21 protein-coding genes are annotated in these 20,583 nt (G+C 61.3%); 15 read left to right on the plus strand and 6 right to left on the minus strand.

The features are described from left to right. Positions 1–27: 27 nt before the first annotated feature. From BLW69_RS17540 to rsmI, 4 genes are all read right to left on the minus strand, one after another. Positions 28–1,560, minus strand: a complete 1,533-nt coding sequence (locus BLW69_RS17540; RefSeq protein WP_092663800.1) for a YifB family Mg chelatase-like AAA ATPase — start codon at positions 1,558–1,560, stop codon at positions 28–30. A gap of 173 nt (positions 1,561–1,733) precedes the next feature. Next, entirely contained in the window at positions 1,734–2,684 is a 951-nt protein-coding gene (gshB, locus tag BLW69_RS17545; RefSeq protein WP_062578789.1) for a glutathione synthase, read from the minus strand. A gap of 111 nt (positions 2,685–2,795) precedes the next feature. Continuing rightward, the gene (locus BLW69_RS17550; RefSeq protein ID WP_062454055.1) at positions 2,796–3,167 is read right to left on the minus strand and encodes a YraN family protein; all 372 of its coding nucleotides are present in this window, start codon (positions 3,165–3,167) and stop codon (positions 2,796–2,798) included. Between the two features lie 9 nt (positions 3,168–3,176). Then, positions 3,177–4,118, minus strand: a complete 942-nt coding sequence (gene rsmI, locus BLW69_RS17555; protein ID WP_092663802.1) for a 16S rRNA (cytidine(1402)-2'-O)-methyltransferase — start codon at positions 4,116–4,118, stop codon at positions 3,177–3,179. A 262-nt stretch (positions 4,119–4,380) separates the two neighbouring features. Between rsmI and dnaN the strand changes: the two genes are divergently transcribed. From dnaN to pyrF, 4 genes are all read left to right on the plus strand, one after another. After that, positions 4,381–5,499: a DNA polymerase III subunit beta gene (gene dnaN / locus BLW69_RS17560; RefSeq protein WP_092663804.1), complete on the plus strand. Its 1,119-nt coding sequence runs from the start codon at positions 4,381–4,383 to the stop codon at positions 5,497–5,499. Between the two features lie 122 nt (positions 5,500–5,621). Beyond that, entirely contained in the window at positions 5,622–6,215 is a 594-nt protein-coding gene (gene pmtA / locus BLW69_RS17565; protein ID WP_062454058.1) for a phospholipid N-methyltransferase PmtA, read from the plus strand. Between the two features lie 19 nt (positions 6,216–6,234). Continuing rightward, complete coding sequence (locus BLW69_RS17570) at positions 6,235–6,822, plus strand: histidine phosphatase family protein (protein ID WP_062454059.1); 588 nt, start codon at positions 6,235–6,237, stop codon at positions 6,820–6,822. Between the two features lie 5 nt (positions 6,823–6,827). Beyond that, a complete protein-coding gene (gene pyrF, locus BLW69_RS17575; RefSeq protein WP_092663806.1) occupies positions 6,828–7,538 on the plus strand; it encodes an orotidine-5'-phosphate decarboxylase in 711 nt (236 codons plus the stop codon). 16 nt (positions 7,539–7,554) lie between these two features. On the opposite strand, the gene BLW69_RS17580 is transcribed toward pyrF, so the two are convergent. Next, positions 7,555–8,625: a right-handed parallel beta-helix repeat-containing protein gene (locus BLW69_RS17580; protein WP_244508876.1), complete on the minus strand. Its 1,071-nt coding sequence runs from the start codon at positions 8,623–8,625 to the stop codon at positions 7,555–7,557. Between the two features lie 57 nt (positions 8,626–8,682). Here BLW69_RS17580 and BLW69_RS17585 point away from each other — a divergent pair, with 57 nt between their 5' ends. The 3 genes from BLW69_RS17585 to BLW69_RS22935 all read left to right on the plus strand — a co-directional run bounded on the left by BLW69_RS17585 (position 8,683) and on the right by BLW69_RS22935 (position 10,433). Further along, a complete protein-coding gene (locus BLW69_RS17585) occupies positions 8,683–8,970 on the plus strand; it encodes a DUF1330 domain-containing protein (protein ID WP_092663808.1) in 288 nt (95 codons plus the stop codon). 113 nt (positions 8,971–9,083) lie between these two features. Beyond that, positions 9,084–10,064: a complex I NDUFA9 subunit family protein gene (locus tag BLW69_RS17590; protein ID WP_062454063.1), complete on the plus strand. Its 981-nt coding sequence runs from the start codon at positions 9,084–9,086 to the stop codon at positions 10,062–10,064. Positions 10,065–10,280: 216 nt separating this feature from the next. Next, a complete protein-coding gene (locus BLW69_RS22935; RefSeq protein WP_092663810.1) occupies positions 10,281–10,433 on the plus strand; it encodes a hypothetical protein in 153 nt (50 codons plus the stop codon). 70 nt (positions 10,434–10,503) lie between these two features. On the opposite strand, the gene BLW69_RS17600 is transcribed toward BLW69_RS22935, so the two are convergent. Further along, the gene (locus BLW69_RS17600; protein WP_092663812.1) at positions 10,504–11,310 is read right to left on the minus strand and encodes an undecaprenyl-diphosphate phosphatase; all 807 of its coding nucleotides are present in this window, start codon (positions 11,308–11,310) and stop codon (positions 10,504–10,506) included. 162 nt (positions 11,311–11,472) lie between these two features. Here BLW69_RS17600 and BLW69_RS17605 point away from each other — a divergent pair, with 162 nt between their 5' ends. The 8 genes from BLW69_RS17605 to BLW69_RS17640 all read left to right on the plus strand — a co-directional run bounded on the left by BLW69_RS17605 (position 11,473) and on the right by BLW69_RS17640 (position 20,583). Further along, positions 11,473–12,165, plus strand: a complete 693-nt coding sequence (locus BLW69_RS17605; protein ID WP_092664121.1) for a glutathione S-transferase family protein — start codon at positions 11,473–11,475, stop codon at positions 12,163–12,165. Then, complete coding sequence (gene queG, locus BLW69_RS17610; protein WP_210184931.1) at positions 12,158–13,324, plus strand: tRNA epoxyqueuosine(34) reductase QueG; 1,167 nt, start codon at positions 12,158–12,160, stop codon at positions 13,322–13,324. The genes BLW69_RS17605 and queG overlap by 8 nt, the downstream gene beginning before the upstream one ends. After that, positions 13,324–14,196 carry an SDR family oxidoreductase gene (locus BLW69_RS17615; protein WP_092663816.1) on the plus strand — a complete coding sequence of 291 codons (873 nt, stop codon included), beginning with the start codon at positions 13,324–13,326 and terminating at the stop codon, positions 14,194–14,196. Before queG ends, BLW69_RS17615 begins: the two co-directional genes overlap by 1 nt. A 381-nt stretch (positions 14,197–14,577) precedes the next feature. Continuing rightward, positions 14,578–14,994: a septal ring lytic transglycosylase RlpA family protein gene (locus BLW69_RS17620; protein WP_062454067.1), complete on the plus strand. Its 417-nt coding sequence runs from the start codon at positions 14,578–14,580 to the stop codon at positions 14,992–14,994. Positions 14,995–15,093: 99 nt separating this feature from the next. Beyond that, entirely contained in the window at positions 15,094–16,383 is a 1,290-nt protein-coding gene (locus tag BLW69_RS17625) for an RsmB/NOP family class I SAM-dependent RNA methyltransferase (RefSeq protein ID WP_092663818.1), read from the plus strand. A gap of 125 nt (positions 16,384–16,508) precedes the next feature. Next, on the plus strand, positions 16,509–17,780 hold the full coding sequence (locus tag BLW69_RS17630) for an imelysin family protein (RefSeq protein WP_092663820.1): 1,272 nt from the start codon (positions 16,509–16,511) through the stop codon (positions 17,778–17,780). Between the two features lie 29 nt (positions 17,781–17,809). Continuing rightward, positions 17,810–19,477 carry a di-heme oxidoreductase family protein gene (locus BLW69_RS17635; RefSeq protein ID WP_092663822.1) on the plus strand — a complete coding sequence of 556 codons (1,668 nt, stop codon included), beginning with the start codon at positions 17,810–17,812 and terminating at the stop codon, positions 19,475–19,477. Further along, positions 19,477–20,583 (plus strand): imelysin family protein, encoded by a 1,107-nt coding sequence (locus BLW69_RS17640; RefSeq protein WP_092663824.1) that lies wholly within the window; start codon positions 19,477–19,479, stop codon positions 20,581–20,583. Before BLW69_RS17635 ends, BLW69_RS17640 begins: the two co-directional genes overlap by 1 nt.

The following is a 20,583-nucleotide window of genomic DNA, read 5'->3' on the forward strand; positions in this document are numbered from 1 at the left end:
CAATCCCGTGACGCCGACCTCGGGAAATCAGGCTGATACAGTGGGGCGCTCCCCGGCCATCCGATACGAGATCGCCTCGGCAAGGTGTATTCTCCCGATACCATCCTTCTCGTCGAGATCGGCCAGCGTCCGCGCCACCCGCAAGACCCGATGATAGCCGCGGGCGGAGAATTTCAGCTTTTCCGCCGCGTCGCGCAACAATTGCAGCCCTCCCGCATCGAGCTCGGCGAACTTCTCGATCATGGCGGTGGAACAGCGCGCGTTGGTGAGAACCGTGTACTGGCCCTCGCCTTCAAAACGCTCTCTCTGCCTGTCGCGTGCGGCCGCAACCCGCCTTGCCACGCCGGCACTCGGCTCTGCCGGCGCCGGGCGGATTAGATCGCTTGCGGAGACGGCCGGGACATCGATGCGGATGTCGATGCGGTCCATGAGCGGGCCGGAGATACGCGCCTGATAATCCGAAGCGCAGCGCGGACCTCGGGCGCAGCTATGCCCCGGTTGGCCCGCCATACCGCAACGGCACGGGTTCATGGCGGCAACGAGCTGGATGCTGGCCGGATAGGACACCCGGTGATTGGCCCGGGCGATGACACATTCGCCTGTCTCCAGCGGCTGGCGAAGCGCATCGAGAACCTGGGGCGAGAATTCCGGAAACTCGTCGAGAAAGAGGATGCCGTGATGCGCGAGTGAGGCTTCTCCGGGCCTCGCGCGCAGACCGCCGCCGACCAGTGCCGCCATCGTGGCGGAATGGTGAGGCATGCGATAGGGCCGCCGATCCGACAGCTTTCCGCCCGAAAGCTGGCCGGCGATGGAGTGGATCATCGAGACTTCGAGCAGTTCGGTGGCCGATAGCGGCGGCAAGATCGACGGAAGGCGGGCGGCGAGCATCGATTTTCCCGAACCGGGCGGACCGACCATCAAGAGGTTATGGCCGCCGGCAGCCGCGACTTCGAGCGCGCGTTTGGCGCTTTCCTGGCCCTTGATATCGACAAGGTCAGGCAGATTGGCGGGCGGTGCACGGACCGCCGGCTGCGGCCGCGACATGACCTGCGTGCCGCGAAAATGATTGGCGAGCGCGATCAGGCTGCGGGGGGCGAGAATATCGACGCCGGGTCCAGCCCATGCCGCCTCGGCGCCGCTTTCGGCTGGGCAGATCAAGCCTTTTCCGATCGCATTGGCGCTGATGGCCGCCGGAAGCGCACCGGCGACGGCGGCAAGCGTTCCATCGAGATTCAATTCGCCGATCACGACATAATCGGCGAGCATATCGGCGGGCACGGCACCGAGCGCCGCCATCAGGCCGACGGCGATCGCGAGGTCGAAATGGCTGCCTTCCTTGGGCAGGTCCGCCGGGGCGAGATTGACCGTGACCTTCTTGGGCGGCATGGCGAGGCCGGAGGCGTGCAAGGCTGCCTGCACCCGCTCGCGGCTTTCGGCCACTGCCTTGTCCGGCAGCCCGACGATATGCATGCCGAGCTTGCCAGGGCCGATCATGACCTGCACATCGACCGGAATGCCTTCAATGCCCTGAAATGCTACCGTTCTGATACGCGCGACCATTCCGACCCGCCCACATGCGCAAGCTAAGGTGGGGATATTCCCGCCTACCGTGCTACAGGTTGAAAGCTTGCACGATTGCTGGCGAATTTCAAGAACAGGCAGTGAACAATTTCGCGCATGAGACGAAGACAGCGTGCATCAGGTTGCATAACGAGAACAGATGTGAACGGTTATCAGTTCTGCTTGGCGTCGATTGCATCCCACATGAGGCTCGCGACGTCAGCACCGCCGAACTTCTTCACTTCGCGGATGCCCGTCGGAGATGTGACGTTGATCTCGGTCATGTAATCGCCGATCACGTCGATGCCGACAAAGATGAAGCCGCGCTCGCGCAGAGCCGGCCCGATACGGGCGCAGATTTCCTTTTCGCGCGGCGTGATATCGGTCGCCTCGGCACGGCCGCCGACATGCATGTTGGAGCGGCTGTCGGTTTCCGAGGGCACGCGGTTGATCGCGCCGACCGGTTCGCCGTCAACGAGAAGAATGCGTTTGTCGCCCTTGCGCACTGCAGGAAGGTAGGCCTGCGCGATATAGGGCTCGCCGCGATACATCTGGCCGAACATTTCCAGAAGCGAGGTAAAGTTGCGATCATCGCGGGCGGAATGAAACACGCCGGCACCGCCATTGCCGTAAAGCGGCTTCAGGATGATGTCGCCGAGCTCATGGCGGAACTTGGCGATCTCCGCCGGGTCGCGGGAGATCAGTGTCGGCGGCATCAGGTCGGCGAACTCGGTAACGAAGATCTTTTCCGGCGAGTTGCGCACCCAGGCCGGGTCATTGACCACGAGCGTCTTCGGATGGATGCGCTCCAGAAGATGGGTGGATGTAATGTAGCCCATGTCGAAGGGCGGATCCTGGCGAAGCTGCACGACATCCATCGTCGACAGATCGGTCGGCTGCTTTTCCCCAAGGGTAAAGTGATCGCCCTTGATGTCGCGCACCTGCAGCGGCTCGAGAGCTGCAAAGATGCGTCCGTCGCGCATCGTCAGGCGGTCGGGCGTATAGTGGAACAGCTCGTAACCGCGCGATTGCGCTTCGAGCGCCATGGCGAATGTGGAATCGCCGGCAATGTTGATGCCGGAAATGTGGTCCATCTGAAATGCGACCTTGCGAATTTTCGCCATGACTTCAGCCCCCTAGGATTGGCCCGCCTGATGTAGGACGACGAACCCCGAAAGGCAACCTTGGCCCGGATAATCAGCAGGACCGACGATGGGGCCTGCGCTGCCAGAGGCCTAGAACGCATCCTGGAAATGGCGCGGAAACCTTCCCGGCAAGACGGCGATGATGTCGTATCGCTGCGATAACCCGGATACGTCCTTGCGTTTCTGCAGCCAGAGATCGCTCGCGGCCCGGATCCGTTTCTGAGATGCGAAGGAGACGGCGTCGAGCGCCTGCATCTCGGATCGTCTAGCCTTCACCTCGACAAAGACCACGAGATCGCGCTTGCGGGCGATGAGATCGATCTCGCCCAGTTTCGTGCGGTGGCGAAGGGCGAGGATGCGATAGCCTTTCAGCAGGAGATAGGCAGCAGCGACATATTCCGAGACATGGCCGCGGCGCTCTGCCTTGCGGCGTCTGGCGCCGATCTCATCCCGTTGTGCCATCGCGATCCATCAGGTTCCGTTCTTCATGGCAATCAAACGCTGATAGAGATCCTTGCGCGGCAGGCCGGTGATCCGCGCCGCCTCAGTCGCAGCCTTTGCCGTCGGATGCGTTTTGGAAAGGTCCTGGAGGATGGCATCGACCTCCACCTCGCCCGGCGCCTCTTCAGGTGCTGGGGGTTCGATCAGAAGGACGATCTCGCCTTTGACGTTGTGGCCGTCACCGTAATGCGCGGCAAGCTCTGCCAGTGTGCCCCGGCGAAACTCCTCGTAGGTCTTGGTGAGTTCCCGGCAGACGCAGGCAAGCCGGCTGCCGCCGAGCACATCCGCTGCGGAGACAAGCGTGTGGGCGATGCGATGGGGAGATTCAAACAGGATCAGCGTTGCCGGGATCTTTGAAAGCTCCGCAAGCCGGTCGCGGCGGGCCTTGTCCTTGGAAGACAGGAACCCGACGAACAGGAAAGCATCCGACGGCATGCCGGAACCGACGAGGGCCGCAAGCGGGGCGGACGCGCCGGGGATCGGCACGACACGGTAGCCGGCATCGATCGCCATCTGGCCGAGGCGATAGCCGGGATCCGAGACCAGCGGCGTGCCGGCATCGGAGACCAGCGCCACAGACTTGCCAGCTTCGAGTGCCGCAATCAGCTTCGGCCCGGCTTCGTTGGCATTGTGCTCGTGGTAGGAATAAGGGCGATTGACGATGCCGTAACGATCGAGCAGCACACGGGTAACACGGGTGTCTTCGCAGGCCAGCACATCGGCGCCGGACAGGGTTTCGAGCGCGCGCAGCGTGATATCGCCGAGATTGCCGATCGGGGTGGCGACGAGATAGAGCGCCGGCTCGATGGGGCGGGAAGCGATGAACGTGTTGCCGACGCGATAACCGCGCTGTCCCTTGACGGGTTCGGCAGCGGTTTCGGTGGATTGCTCTGAGGATTGGTCGAGGGTCATCGCCTGTTATGGTCGAGGCCGCAGTCTTCGGCAAGCAGAGGCCGGCGATGTTTTGCGCGTCCGGTTTCGCCGCGTTGCGTTTTCTGTGTGCAAGTGCGGTATGAACAAGCAATTCAAATGGCGCGGGGACGGTTCTGCTCTTGCTTTCGCATCCGAATGTCTGCCATTTTGCCGGTCCACATGTTCCGGCTGCGCAATGGCCGGCAGAGAATATCAGGTGGTCCGCCCAGCCGGATCGCCACGGTCGAAAGCGATAGTGTCCATGCGTATTACTCTTGAGCGCTCCAATCTCTTGAAGTCGCTGAATCACGTGCACCGCGTCGTGGAACGACGCAACACGATTCCGATCCTGTCCAACATCTTGCTGCGCGCGTCCGACGCGAGCCTGGACATGAAGGCGACGGACCTTGATCTGGAAGTGACGGAATCGACACCGGCCATGGTGGAACAGGCCGGCGCCACGACCGTGCCGGCGCATCTGCTTTATGAAATCGTCCGCAAGCTGCCGGACGGATCTGAAGTGCTGCTCGCCACCAGCGCCGACGGCGCGACCATGACCGTGCAGTCCGGCCGTTCGAAATTTTCGCTGCAGTGCCTGCCGGAAACGGATTTCCCGGATCTGACGGCCGGCAGCTTCAGCCATACGTTCAAGATGAAGGCGACCGATCTCAAGATGCTGATCGACCGCACCCAGTTTGCGATCTCGACAGAAGAGACCCGCTATTATCTGAACGGCATCTTCTTTCACACGATCGAGGCCGGCGGCGACCTGAAGCTGCGCGCCGTTGCAACCGACGGCCATCGTCTTGCTCGCGCAGACCTCAAGGCGCCCTCGGGCTCGGAAGGCATGCCCGGCATCATCGTGCCGCGCAAGACCGTGGGTGAGCTGCAGAAGCTGGTCGATGATCCGGAAGCCTTCGTGACGGTGGAAGTCTCGGACGCCAAGATCCGCCTTTCGATCGGCGGCATCGTCATGACCTCGAAGCTGATCGACGGCACATTCCCGGATTACCAGCGCGTCATCCCGACCGGCAACGACAAGGAAATGCGCGTCGACTGCCAGAGCTTCACCAAGGCCGTGGACCGCGTCTCGACGATCTCTTCCGAGCGCGGCCGTGCCGTGAAGCTGTCGCTGTCCGAGGGACAGCTGATGCTGACGGTCAACAACCCGGATTCCGGCAGCGCCACGGAAGAAGTGGCCGTCGGCTACGAGTACGATGCGATGGAAATCGGCTTCAACGCCAAATACCTGCTCGATATCACCGCGCAGCTTTCCGGCGACGACGCGATCTTCATGCTGGCGGATGCGGGGTCACCGACGCTGGTGCGCGATACGGCGGGCGACGATGCGCTCTATGTGCTGATGCCGATGCGCGTATAACATTCGACAAGGCGGCTCGGAAAACCCAGCCGCCTTTTTTGTGCCGTATTCCGCCTGCGACATTTCATCTTGTTTTTGCGGCAAATCGGTTCACATTGGCTGAAACTGGAGGGGACGACCTGATGGAACTGCGTTTGAAGGAACGGCTTGGCCGGAAGTTTGACGAGGAGATCCGTTTCTTCAAGGGATGGATCGACGGTCCAAAACAGGTCGGAGCCATCATCCCCACATCCTCAGTCACTGCCAAGCGGATGGCGAGCATCATCGACACAAGTTCTGGCCTGCCGGTTCTCGAGCTCGGACCAGGCACCGGCGTCATCACCAAGGCGATCCTGAAAACCGGCATCGAGCCTCAGAACCTTGTTTCGATCGAGTATTCGACCGATTTCTACCAGCATCTGATGAAGACATTCGAAGGCGTGCATTTCATCAATGGCGACGCGTTCGATCTGGATCGCACGCTCGACACGTTGAAACACCAGAAATTCGACTGCGTGATCTGCGCCATTCCGATGCTGAGCTTTCCGATGGAACGCCGCATCGAACTTCTGGAAGATCTTCTCGACCGCGTCCCGCCGGGACGCCCGGTGATGCAGATCACCTACAGCCCGGTTTCGCCTATTATCGCCAAGCCAGAGCGCTACAAGATCAAGCACTATGACTTCGTGGTGCGCAACATTCCGCCGGCGCAGCTATGGACATATACGCGAGCTTAGCGTCCGGACCTTCTCCGACATGACATTTGGGATTTACATCACGCATCCGCAGGTCCGGATCGACCCCAACGTGCCGGTGCCGCAATGGGGCCTGTCCGACACGGGTCGCCTGCGCGCCGAACAGGCGGCGACATCCGGCTGGGTATCCAAGCTCGGGCGCATCGTCTCGAGCGACGAGACAAAGGCAATCGAGACCGCCGACATCCTGGCTGCGGCCGTCGGTCTCAAGACGGAAATCATCGGGGAACTGCACGAGAACGATCGCTCGGCGACAGGCTTTCTGGCGCCGCCTGATTTCGAGGCGGCAGCCGACTGGTTTTTCGCCAACCCGACCGAGAGCTTCAAAGGCTGGGAGCGCGCCGCAGATGCGCAGGCGCGGATCGTGTCTTTGGTCGAATCCATTCTGGCGGGCCACGATCCCGCGGTGCCGATCGCCTTTGTCGGTCATGGCGGCGTCGGCACGCTCCTGAAATGTCACCTGAAACGATCGGCCATATCCCGCACGGAAGATCAGCCGGGTGGCGGTGGCAATCTGTTCCGCTTCACCCTTGCGGATCGCGCCGTCACATGCGACTGGACCCCGATCGAAACATGGAAGGGAGACTGACAGACATGCAAGCGCGTGACAGGCTGATCGTGGGCCTTGATATCCCGACTGTGTCCGAAGCGGAAAAGATGGTGGCAACGCTTGGCGACACCGTTTCCTTCTACAAGATCGGCTACCAGCTGGCCTTTGCCGGTGGGTTGGAGTTTGCCCGCGAGCTTGCAGAGGATGGCAAGCAGATCTTTCTCGACATGAAACTGCTCGATATCGACAACACGGTCGCCAAAGCTGTCGAGAACATCGCCAAGATGGGCATGACCATGTTGACGCTGCATGCCTATCCGAAGGCAATGCGCGCCGCGGTCGAAGCAGCAAAGGGCTCCGATCTCTGCCTGCTCGGCGTTACCGTGCTGACCTCGATGGATGCGGCCGATATGATCGAAGCCGGTTATGCGCAGACGCCGGGCGAGCTGGTGGCACGCCGCGCCGAACAGGCGCGTGCGGCCGGTATGGGCGGCATCGTCTGCTCGGCCGAGGAGTCAGCTGCCGTCCGGGCGATCGTCGGAGCCGACATGGCGGTCGTTACCCCCGGCATCCGGCCGACCGGCTCCGATGCCGGCGACCAAAAGCGTGTCGTGACACCCTTCGATGCGCTGAAGTCAGGCTCCAGCCATCTCGTCGTTGCCCGCCCTATCGTCCAGGCGGCCGATCCGAAGGCGGCAGCGCAGGCAATCCTTGCGGAGATGCGCGAAGCGCTCTGGCCTGCAAACGACGCCTGATCGGATCAGCGCCGGATCAGCGGTTGTCCGAGACGACATTGTTCATGTCGCTGTTGAGGACGAAGGTGGCGACGCCGCCCGACAGGCGGTTGCCGGTGACCCGGTTGTTCTGCGCGTAGTCGAGCGGGCTGGCTCCGCTGCCAAACGACGCCGTTGGCCGTGTCATGCAATATTTGCGCACACCTTGCCGGCTGCCGAGCCAGACCGCCGGCATGGCAAGCCAGTCCTTGTATCGGAAGCTGTTGCCGGAGATGACGTTGCGCTGTGGCGCCTGGTGGCGGATCGTGCCGCCCTCGCCGCAATTGCGGTACAGAAATACGCCGCCCTTGACCGGGTTCACGAACGTGTTTTTCTCGATGAGATTTTCCGCAGACCCATCTATGGCGATGATCTCGCGCTGGCTGGCTGATGTTTCAAACGTGTTGCCGATGACGCGGTTTCTGGCCGATTCCGCATCCAGATAGATCACCGCCGAGACCGTCTTGCCGGTGAAGCGCGAGTTTTCGACACTGACATTGGTAACGCCGGGCGCGAGATAGACCGGCGTGCCGACATTGGCGATGAAGCGGTTTTGTGACAGCACGATATCGCTTGGCGCAATCGACTGCGCTCGCTGTGTGTGGCCCGGCGTGAGTGAGGATTCCCTGACCTTCTCGGCCTCTCCGTTGTGACCGACGCCTTCGATGCGGATATCACCCTTGATTGTGCAGTTGCGGATATGGATGTCGCGGGGCGTATCCCAGCTGCCGTCCTTGCGTTGAACCGAACGGATCACGATCGTGCGGGCCTTGGGCTTGGTGCCATCAAGCGTCGCGCCGTTGCAATCCAGCGTCGCGCCGGATGCTCTACTGCCGGAAAACGCGATCGGCACGGTGATGACGGCATTCTTCTGAAGGGTGAGATCGCAATCGATTTCGATCGGGCGCGTGGCCGCTTCGGCGGGCGAGCGGAGCTGTTCCAGCGTATCGGCGCTGCAGGATGCCGCGCTTGCCGTAGGCGCGCCAAGAAGCATGAACGGCACGAGATAAGGGAGCGCCCAATAGGCGTTGCGCGCTTCAATCCGGCCGCGTGGTCCGGTCTTTATCATGTTGACTCCCCGCCAGATTTGCTCGAATCGAATATGCCCAATCGAGGAGAGGTTATTATGGCAAAAGGTTACTGGATTGCTCGGGTCGATGTTCGCGACGCCGAGCGATACAAGGACTACGTCGCTGCGGCAAAACCGGCGTTTGAGGAATACGGCGCCAATTTCCTTGCACGTGGCGGCGCGATGACCGAACTGGAGGGCACAGCCCGTGGTCGCAATGTGGTGATCGAGTTCCCGTCGATGCAGGCTGCAGTCGATTGCTACAACTCGCCGGCATACCAGATCGCTGCAAAAATCCGCCAGGAAGCGGCCGATGCCGAAATGGTTGTGGTCGAGGGTGTCTGATATCGCTCGCTGACAGCGACAACCGGCTGCGGAAACACTTCCACCGTCGCCCCGATTCGGCTAAACAGCATTCCATATTGCGTCGTCCCTTCTTCAGGCTCCCGGAGCTTATCATGACCATCAACAATCTACCGCCTCTCGTCACCGTCTTCGGGGGATCCGGCTTCGTCGGCCGACAGGTGGTGCGCACGCTTGCCAAGCGCGGCTACCGTGTTCGCGTCGCGGTGCGACGCCCGGATCTCGCCGGCTTCCTTCTGCCCGCCGGCTATGTCGGCCAGATCTCGCTGGTGCAGGCGAACCTGCGCTATCGCGATTCCGTGCTGCGAGCCGTCGAAGGCTCCGCGCATGTGGTCAACTGCATCGGCATCCTGTTTGAAAGCGGCCGCAACACGTTCGACGGCGTGCAGGATATCGGCGTGAAGACGCTGGTCGAAGCCGTCAAGGCTGCCGGCGCGAAGCTGACCCATGTTTCGGCCATCGGTGCCGATGTCAATTCCGCTTCGAGCTATGCCCGCAGCAAGGGCCGCGCCGAAGCGACGATCCAGGCCGCACTTCCGGATGCGGTGATCCTGCGTCCTTCGGTGGTTTTCGGTGCCGACGACAGTTTCTTCAACCGGTTTGCCTCGATGGCGCGGACGTTCCCGTTCCTACCGCTGATTGGTGGTGGCCATACGAAACTGCAGCCGGTCTTCGTGGAAGACGTGGCGGAAACCGTGGGACGCTCCGTCGACGGCTCCATTCCGTCCGGCAAGATCTACGAGCTGGGTGGCGGCGAAGTGATGACGATGCGCGACTGCATGGAAACGGTTATGCGTGTGACCGCCCGGAAGAAACCGCTTCTCTCGCTGCCTTTCGGCGTGGCCTCCATGATCGGCAGCGTTGCCTCGATGGTGCCCCTGATCACCCCGCCGATCACGGCGGACCAGGTGGAACTCCTGAAACGGGACAATGTGGTTTCGGACGCTGCGGAAAAAGAAGGCCGCACGCTTGCCGGTATAGGCATCACGCCGACGCTGGCTACCTCCGTTCTTGCGTCCTACCTCGTGCGTTACCGGCCGCAGGGCCAGTACACGGGCTCCGGCAAGGCCGCCTGATTTCAGTATCCTAGATCCTTACCGGATCCTTGACGACGTGCTCTCCGGGGCGCGTCGTTTTTTTTGGGCGCAGGTGCCGAAAGCTCTGTGGCGCAAAGGTCGCAGTTATTGGCCGTCTTGCGTTAACGGGCAGTTTAGCAAAAACGTTTATTGAATATCAGCCACACGGCCCGTAGACCCACACACAGATATTTCCCTTCTGAAAGGCGCATTTGCATGGGCAAACCCATCGCCCTCTTTTTCGTATGTGCAGCACTTGTGATCCTCGCAGGATCGTTCATGGCTCCTGAAACCGGAGCCGCCGGCAAGCTCGATTGCGCGCCTGCTTATGGCGTCGATCCCTGCAGCACTGCATCCATCCGTTACTGAAGCAGTGATTGAACGACCCATATGACAAAGGCGGCCGGTGGCCGCCTTTTCTGTTTTCAGCTTCGGGCCATCAGGCCCCGAGCAGCAGCGCTGTGAGGCCGATGGCGCCGACTGCGATACGCCAGTAGGCGAAAGGCGCGTAGCCGCGGCTCGATATGAAATTGAGAAGCGAGCGCACGACAAACACTGCCGTCACGAAGGCTGCCAGAAAGCCGACCACGATCACGGCGCTGTCGTCGAAGGAGAGCAGCGCACGGTTCTTGACGAGATCGAGCGTGAAGGCGCCGACCATTGTCGGCATCGCGAGGAAGAACGAGAACTCCGCGGCCGAACGCTTGTCCGCGCCAAGCAGAAGCGCGCCGACGATGGTGGCGCCGGAGCGCGACGTACCTGGGATCATCGCGAGGCACTGACAGAAGCCGATCTTGATCGCCAGCGACAGTGGATAGTCCATCACGTCATGGTATTTCGGCTCGAACTTCATGCGATCGACGGCAAGCAGGATAAAGCCACCGACGATCAGCATGACGCAGATCAACATCGGCGTTTCGAACAGGACCGTCTTGATGAAATCATGCGCGATCGCGCCGATCACGGCGGCCGGGAGAAAACCCGCCAGGATGGTCAAAACGAAACGGCGCGACTGGACACTGGTCGGCAGCGAGACGGCGATCGAGATCAGCCTTTGCGCATAGACCAGGAGAATGGCCAGTATGGCGCCGAGCTGGATCAGGACCGCAAACGTATTCCCCGGAGAATTGAAACCGAGAAAATGGCCGGCGAGCAGCACATGTGCGGTGGATGAAACGGGCAAAAATTCCGTGAGCCCCTCGATAATACCGAGTACGAGGGCGCTGATAATGGGCTGATCCACCATTCTTAGTCCTTTGCTATGCGATAGAGGTGGTTTTTAATCGTTTCTTAGCGGTTTGTGGCCCCTGCTTGTACTGGCCCTACCAAATCCATATAGCTGGCATATGTCAGGCGGGCGCCCGAAGCAGCCGCTTTCCTATACATTATAACTGAAGTTTTCTTATCGATGCCCACCCTGTATCATCATCAAATGTCGTCTTCCTCTCGCTTCGTCCGTCTGATCCTCGCCGAATACGGCTTCCAGACGGATCTTGTCGAGGAGCAGCCTTGGGAGAAACGCCGCGAGTTTCTCACGCTCAACCCGGCGGCGACCCTGCCTGTCTATGTTGACGACAATATGCGCGTTCTGTGCGGTCCGTCGGTTCTGATGGAATTTCTCGACGAAACCCATGGCGTGCTGAAGCGCGACCGCCGGCTGCTTGCCGAAGACCCGTGGCAACGCGCTGAAATACGCCGGCTGACGGAATGGTTCCTGATCAAGATGGAGCAGGACGTGACACGGCCGCTGACGCGCGAACGGGTCTACAAGCTGCAGATGACCGCGGCTCAGGGCGGCGGTGCACCTGATTCGAAAGTGCTGCGGACATCTCGCGCCAATATTCGCCAGCACATGAAATATCTTGCCTGGCTTGCCGGCTCGCGCCAGTGGCTGGCCGGCGAGCGCCTGAGCTATGCGGACCTTGCTGCCGCCGCCTCGATTTCCGTGCTCGATTATCTGGGCGAAATCGACTGGTCGGAGATTCCGGCCGCCAAGGACTGGTACCAGCGGATCAAATCGCGCCCCTCCTTCCGTCCGCTGCTGTCCGAGCGCATCCGCGGCCTCACTCCGGTATCGCATTATGCGGACCTTGATTTCTGAGCCGGACCACGACCCGAGCAAGGAGAAGGCCGACCGGCGTCGGCAGAAGCTGACCGCCTTCATTCGCGAGGAAGCCGCAGCCCAGGGCTTTGATCTCTGTCGGATCACAAGACCCGACAGCATTCCGAAGGCACCGGAGCGGCTGACGACTTTTCTAGCCGACGAGCATCACGGCACGATGGACTGGATGGCGGAGACGCGCGAGCGTCGTGCCGATCCTAGGGCGCTCTGGTCCGAAGTGCGGTCGATCGTCATGTTCGCGATGAATTATGGGCCGGACGAGGATCCGCGCGGCATCCTGGAGAAGCCCGACAAGGCAGCGATTTCGGTCTATGCCCGCAACCGCGATTATCACGACGTGATCAAAGGGCGGCTGAAGGAGATCGCCACGCGGTTTGCCGCCCGCGCCGGCGAGGATGTCAAAGTGTTCGTGGATACGGCACCGGTGATGGAAAAGCCGCTTGGCGAAGCCGCAGGTATCGGGTGGCAGGGCAAGCACACCAACCTCGTGAGCCGCACGCACGGTTCCTGGCTTTTTCTCGGCAGTCTGTTCACCACAGCGGATCTGGCCTTCGACGAGGCCGAGCGGGACTATTGCGGCTCCTGCCGCGCCTGTCTCGACGCATGCCCGACGGCGGCCTTTCCGGCGCCCTACCGGCTGGATGCGCGGCGCTGCATCTCTTACCTGACGATAGAGCACAAGGGACCGATAGCGCCCGAATTCCGACCGCTGATTGGCAACCGCATCTATGGCTGCGACGATTGCTTAGCGGCATGCCCATGGAACAAGTTCGCGGCCAGCGCGTCTGAAATGAAGCTGAAGGCGCGCGAAGACCTCAAGGAACCGTCGATCGCGTTTCTTCTCACCCTGGACGATCCGGCGTTTCGGACCTTCTTCAGCGGATCGCCGGTGAAGCGGATCGGCCGAGACCGGTTCGTGCGCAACGTGCTGATCGCTGCCGGCAATTCCGGCGACCGTGGTTTCGTCGATGAGTGTCGCAGGTTATCAGTGGATGCGTCCCCTACCGTGCGCGGCATGGCGATCTGGGCGCTGAAGCGGCTGATGTCGCAAGGTGAGTTCGCTTTGTTTGCAGATGCGCGCGGGCCGGAGGATGATGCGGAGGTTAAAGACGAATGGACGATGGCAGAAGTGGTTTGATGCGGGTGATGATCTTCGGATGCGGCTATTCCGGCCAGGCGATTGCGGAGGCCTTCATGGCCGAAGGCGCTACGGTTTCCGGCACGGTTCGCAGCGAGGAGAAGGCCGTGGCTCTTCGCGCAAAGGGCATTCGGCCCTTCATCTTCGACGGCAGCGAGTTCGATGGAGCGCTGCCGGGCGAGATGGCCGAGGTGACGCATCTGGTTCAGTCCATCCCACCCGGTCATGAAGGCGATCCGCTCCTGAAGCTGATCGACGGCAAGCTCTCGGCCTTGTTTCCGAAGCTCGAATGGATCGGCTATCTCTCGACCGTCGGTGTCTATGGTGACCATGGCGGTGACTGGGTGACCGAGGAGACGCCGGGAAGCCCCATTCTTGGGCGCTCAATCGAGCGCGTCGATACGGAGGATGCCTGGAGCGAGCAGGCGACCAGTGTCGGCGTGCCATGCGCAGTGCTGCGTCTTTCCGGCATCTACGGGCCCGGCCGCAATGCGTTCGTCAATCTCTCCCGCGGCAGCGCGCGACGCATCATCAAGAAGGGTCAGGTGTTCAACCGGATCCGGGTGGAGGATATCGGGGGCGCCTCGCTGTTTCTCGGGAGCCAGCGGATGGGTGGCCTCTATAATGTCACCGACGACGAGCCATGCCCGCCCCAGGACGTGATCGTCGAGGCTGCCCGGATGATGGGCGTCGAACCGCCGCCGGAACAGGATTTCGACACTGCAGACATGTCTCCGATGGCGCGGTCCTTCTATGGCGCCAACAAGCGCGTCTCGAATGAGAAGATCAGGGCCGCCGGCTTCCAATTCCGCTTTCCGAATTACCGCGTTTCGCTCTCGGAATTGTGGTCTTCCGACCGCTGGAGAGGATGAAATCTCCTCTACTCATTGGTGGGAATTTTCATCCTGAGCCATTATCCCGGTCATAAATTCTTAATGCCTGGGGCGCGGCGCCCCAAAACTGGTCCAAATAAGACAGCAGCCCGACTTTAAGAGAAAAAAATTTTGCCTGTTTTCGTGAACACGAGTCGTCCCGGGGATCCAGCGGAATGACGTTTCGCTTGGAGACTGATTCTAAAGCTTTTCTTCTGAAAAAGCTTAGCCGGGTGCATTAACAACATCGATCGCAATGTAATCACGAATGTTACAGTGCGTAACACTCCGTGATATCGAATCCCACTTTTTCGCCATTTTTGGCCCCGCTTAAGCCGGCTGCACGCGACGTGCAGGGACAAACGGACGGGGACGACCGACTTGACAACAATTCGACGCTCGACACTCGCGGTTGCCATTGCTGCTTTTGCACTACTCGGCACTGCGCAGGCCAATGCTGCGCCCGGATGCGGCCATGCATCCTGGTATGCTCTTTCATCGAAGACCGCTTCCGGCGAGCGGATGAACGCCGCCAAGCTGACCGCCGCACATCGCTCGCTGCCATTCGGCACCAGGGTTCTCGTGACCAACAAGCGCAACGGCAAAAGCGTCGTCGTGCGCATCAACGATCGCGGCCCATTCATTCGCGGCCGGGTGATCGACGTTTCGAAAGCCGCAGCCAAGGATATCGGCATGGTCTCTTCGGGCACTGCGCAGGTCTGCTACCAGATCGTTGCCGACACCCGCGCTTCCAGCCAGAAGATCTCCGGCAAGGGCATCAAGGACGTCGACGGCTGAGGCACCAGAGCTTTGAACGCCTGACGTGCTGCACTTGCCCTTTCGACCGTTCGCGGTTACGACCCACCCCACACGGGTTCAACCGAGACGGAGAATGACATGCGACTGGGCGGACGAGTAGCCGGAGCAATCGACGTACTGGCGGATATCGAGGCACGCAGACGCCCCGTCGCCGACGCGCTGAAGGACTGGGGCCTCGCGCACCGCTTTGCCGGATCCGGCGACCGCGCCGCAATCGGAAACATCGTCTACGACGCATTGCGTATGCGGCTCAGCCACGCATTCATCATGGATGACGATAGTGCCGTCGCACTGGCCTATGCGGTTCTCCTTCGCCAGTGGGGATATTCTCCGGAAACCCTGACTGCCGATTTTGCCGACGACCGTTTCGCGCCGCCGGTTTTGACCGAAGCGCATGTCGCCGCCTTTTCCTCCCGCAAGCTGGAAGACGCGCCGCTTCACGTCCAGGGCGACATCCCGGACTGGGTTCAACCCTCCTTCGAAGCAAATTTCGGCGACGACTGGCTTGCCGAGGCAAAGGCACTTGCCACCCGACCGACGCTTGATCTGCGCGCCAACACGCTGAAGGCGTCGCGCGACAAGGTGGTCAAGGCGCTGGACCGCGCCGGTGCCAAGCCTGCGCGCATTGCCCGCAACGGCATCCGGATCGCTGCCGGCGAAGGTGCTTCCCGGCTTCCCAATATCACCGCCGAGCTTTCCTTCCAGAAGGGCTGGTTCGAGGTGCAGGACGAGGGCTCGCAGATCGTGGCCGAGCTCGTACAGCCTGCCGAGAACCATCAAATGCTGGACTATTGCGCCGGTGGCGGCGGCAAGACGCTGGCGATGTCGGCTGCGATGAACAACAAGGGCCAGGTTCACGCCTACGATACCGACCGCAAGCGGCTGGCGCCGATCATCGAGCGCCTGCGTCGGGCCGGCACCCGCAATGTTCAGGTTCACGACGATGCACGCCAGCTTGAAGGTCTCCGGAACAAGCTTGACGCAGTTCTGGTCGATGCGCCCTGCACCGGCACGGGAACGTGGCGCCGTCGCCCCGACACGAAATGGCGGCTGACGCAGAAGAACCTCGACGAGCGCATTGCGCAGCAGCAGGACGCACTTTCCGAAGCATCCGCTTTCGTGAAGCCGGGCGGCGCGCTTCTTTATGTGACCTGTTCGATCCTGCCGGAAGAAAACGACCAGCAGGCTATCCGTTTCTGTGAGGAGAACCCCGAATTCTCCATTGTACCGGCAGCCGACCAGTGGGCGAAGATTTTCGGCAACGACGCGGCCAAGCCTCGCGCCAAGGATGCAGCGACGGTGACACTGTCTCCCGCAAGTACCGATACGGACGGATTCTTTTTCTGCCGCATGCAACGCAAGGTTTGAGCGGGACTTGTCTTGCGGATTTACCCTGAAAGAATTCTAAACTAGATCATTTGACACAAGTTTAGATTTGCGCGATGAGCCATTGAGGCAGCCTCGTTTTAAACGACGCCGCAATGGAGAGGGACATGATCCGCAAATTCGCTTTCAGCGCCGCCGTGGCGCTTCTTGCCGCATCAACGACATTAACGGCAGCGCGCGCCGAAACCAAGCCGGCCGCCGTGCTCAAGCATTATTCCGAGCTGGCACATGCCAAGTTCGAGGACTCGCTGATATCAGCGCAGAGCCTCGAAAAGGCGGTCGACGCACTGATTGCAAATCCGAGCGAGGAAACCCTGAAGGCAGCAAAAGCGGCCTGGATCGCGGCCCGTGTTCCCTACCAGCAGACCGAAGTCTATCGTTTCGGCAATTCTGCCGTCGATGACTGGGAGGGCAAGGTCAATGCCTGGCCGCTGGATGAAGGCCTGATCGATTACGTCGATCCCTCCTATGGCACCGAAAGCGACGAGAACGCGCTCTATACGGCCAACATCATTGCCAACCCCAAGATCAAGGTGAACGGCAAGACGCTCGACACGACCAAGATCACCACGAAGACCCTTCGCAGCCTGCATGAGGCCGGCGAGATCGAGGCGAATGTGGCGACCGGGTACCATGCGATCGAGTTTCTGCTGTGGGGCCAAGATACCAATGGCACCGGGCCTGGCGCCGGTACGCGCCCCTATACGGATTACAGCAAGACCGAATGCACCAACGGCAATTGCGACCGTCGCGCCGCCTACCTGAAAGCGGCAACCGCATTGCTGGTTGCCGATCTGAAGGACATGGTTGTGGCGTGGGGCCCCAAGGGCAAGGCTACCAGGACTGTCGAGGCCAATGGCAAGAAGGGTCTGAGCGCTATCCTGACCGGCATGGGCTCGCTTTCCTATGGCGAGCTTGCCGGCGAACGGATGAAGCTCGGCCTGCTGCTGCATGATCCGGAAGAAGAGCATGACTGCTTCTCCGACAACACCTATGCCTCGCACCTGAACGACGCGATCGGCATCAAGTCGGCCTATACGGGAGAATATACCCGCATCGACGGCACCAAGATGACCGGTGCTTCGCTTTCGGACCTCGTCTTGGCCAAGGACAAGGCGCTGGACAACGAGATGAAGGGCAAGCTGGACGCGACGCTTGCGGCCATGAACGCGATGGCCGACCGTGCCCAGAAGGTCGAGGCCTATGACCAGATGATCGGCGAGAACAATGCCGACGGGAACGCCGTCGTCCAGAAAGCGATCGATGGCCTGATCGACCAGACCAAGACGATCGAGCGCGTCGTAGCGTCGCTCGATCTCGGCAAGGTTGAGCTCGAGGGCTCCGACAGCCTCGACAATCCCGATGCGGTGTTCCAGTAAGCCGCTGAAGCGGTTGCCAAGCGATTGCGATGAAGAACGTCACCTCCCCCACCCCTCCCCGAACGCGGGAGGGGCATAACCACTCCCCGGCTTGTCCCCAGCACCCGCTGGACGACGAGCTCGCGCGTGGCTGCCTTCCCCATCGCGGGAACGGAGCCGGGAAAAGCGGCTACTGGTATCGTCTGGTTTTGCCGCTGCTTTCAGGCGCTCTGTTTCTGATCCCCATCGTCGCCACCGGTGGCGACAGCATTTTTCCGACGTCGCGCACCGATCTCAACCCGAAAGACCAGAAGCGGGTGGAGAGCGTGACGCGTGCCACGACGGACTTCTCCAAGCCTGAGCAGTTCGAGCTGATGGCCGGCGGCGGGGCAACGACCAAGGCCAGCGTCAACGGCAATATCTTCTCGCATTTTTCCGCCAACATCACGTTCGAGGAAGAGCAGGAGTTCAAGCTCGGCAATGCGCTGTTCACCAAGCTCTGGGTGTCTTCCCCCTCGTCGACCCAGGCCTCTGACGGGTTGGGGCCGCTGTTCAATGCGCGGGCCTGCCAGAGCTGCCACCTGAAGGACGGCCGCGGGCATCCGCCAGAAGGTGCCGCAGACGCGACATCGATGTTCCTGCGGCTGGCCCGCCCGGCCCGGACCGACGACGAACGCGCGGCAATCGCCGATTATCGCAAGCTCAACTTTCCGGATGCGGTCTATGGCGAGCAGTTGCAGGATCTGGCAGTCCCCGGCCTTCAGGCCGAAGGCCGACTGCAGATTGCCTATCAGGACCTGCCGGTGACACTTGCTGATGGCGAGGTGGTCACTCTGCGCAAGCCCAGCTATTCGGTGAGCGACCTGGGGTTTGGCCCGATGGAGGGCGACGTCACACTTTCGCCGCGCGTGGCCCCGCCGATGATCGGCATGGGTCTCATCCAGGCGATCCACGAGGCCGACCTGCTAGATAACGCCGATCCCGACGATCAGGACGGTGACGGTATTTCGGGCAAGGCCGCGCTGGTGCGCGACCACAAGAGCGGCGAGCTGAAGATCGGCCGTTTCGGCTTCAAGGCGCAGAACGCGTCCATCCGCGACCAGAGTTCATCGGCCTTCGTCGGCGACATCGGTATCTCGACGCCGGACGATCCGTTCGATCACGGCGACTGCAGGAAGGCGCAGAGCGACTGTCTGGCCCTGCCGACCGGTGTCCAGCCGCGGCTCGGCCCTGTGGAAGCACCTGATCCAGTGCTGCCGCTCGTCACCTTCTACTCGGAAAACCTCGCCGTGCCCGCGCGACGCGATATCGGCGATGCCGGTGTGCTGAAGGGCAAGCAGCTGTTTTATCAGGCAGGCTGTGCTTCCTGCCACATGCCGAAATTCGTGACCAGCCGCGATGCGGGAAACAAGGCGCATGCGTTCCAGCTGATCTGGCCCTATTCCGACTTCCTGCTGCACGACATGGGCGAAGGTCTTGCCGATGGCCAGCAGGTGGGCGTGGCGAACGGGCAGGAATGGCGCACCCAGCCGCTCTGGGGCATCGGCTTGACGCAGACCGTCAATGGGCACACGTTCTTCCTGCATGACGGGCGGGCGCGAAACCTGACCGAAGCAATTCTCTGGCATGGCGGCGAGGCGCAGACGGCACGCGATGCCTTTGCATCGCTTTCCAAGGATGATCGCGCTTCTCTTCTCACCTTCCTGGAGTCACTCTGATGCGCATGATCTTCGCGGCCGGCCTGGCTCTGCTGCTGTCCACAACAGCGCAGGCGCAGGATGCCGACAGCGTGCCGGCAGTCGAACTTCCGGCAGCTACCGTCACGAAGGTGATGACTGCGGCGGTCAACGGCTTTATCCGGCCGGGCTATGACGCCTTCGAGACGTCTGCGCAGGATACGGCCGACAAGAGCGCTGCACTCTGCAAGGCGCCTTCGGTCGCCAATCTCGACGTCGTTAAGACCGCATTCCGCGCGCTCGTCGTCAGCTGGGGCTCGATCGAGATCGTTCGCACCGGACCGATCATCGAGCAAAACCGGTTCGAGCGGGTTCTGTTTTATCCCGACCGCAAGAGCACCGGGCTGAAGCAGGTGCAGGCTGTGCTTGCCAAGAAGGACGAGACCGCGACGGACCCGACGACGCTTGCCTCCAAAAGTGTTGCGACGCAGGGTCTCGGGGCGCTCGAATATCTGCTTTACGGCACCAATGCCGATAGCGATCTGCTGGCGGCCGAGAATGCATTTCGCTGCCGATATGCCGCCGCAGCCGCGCAGAACGTTGCCAATGTCGCAAAGGAAGTGGCCGGTATCTGGGACGCGCCGGATGGCATCGCCAAGACGTGGGAACAGCCGGGACCCGACAATCCAGCCTTTCGCACAGGCGGCGAGGCGATAACCGCATTGCTCGGTATTCTGGTCCATGGCGCGGAGGCCGTGCGCGACCAGCGGATCGAGACATTCTACAAAGGTGCCGGCAAGGCGACGTTTCCGAAACAGGCGCTATTCTGGCGTTCGCAAAACACCTGGGACAGCCTGCACGGCAATCTTGATGGATTGTCAAAGCTGCTCGCCACGTCGGGCATGGTCGAGCTGCTGCAGGAAAAGGACCGACCGGTCGTCGCGGCAACGCAGGCCAGATTGCAGTCGATGATCGCCACGGCCCGCACCGTCATGCCCAATATCGAAGTGGCGGTCGAAAACCCCAGCGAACAGGCGAAGCTTCAATCGCTTCTCGACGGCGGCAAGGACGTGATCGCCAAGCTGAACGACGGTTATGGCGGCGCGATCGGGCTTTCCTCCGGCTTCTCGTTTGCAGACGGCGACTAG

The sequence above is a fragment of the Rhizobium sp. NFR12 genome (genome assembly GCF_900108545.1).
Classification (GTDB): domain Bacteria; phylum Pseudomonadota; class Alphaproteobacteria; order Rhizobiales; family Rhizobiaceae; genus Neorhizobium; species Neorhizobium soli.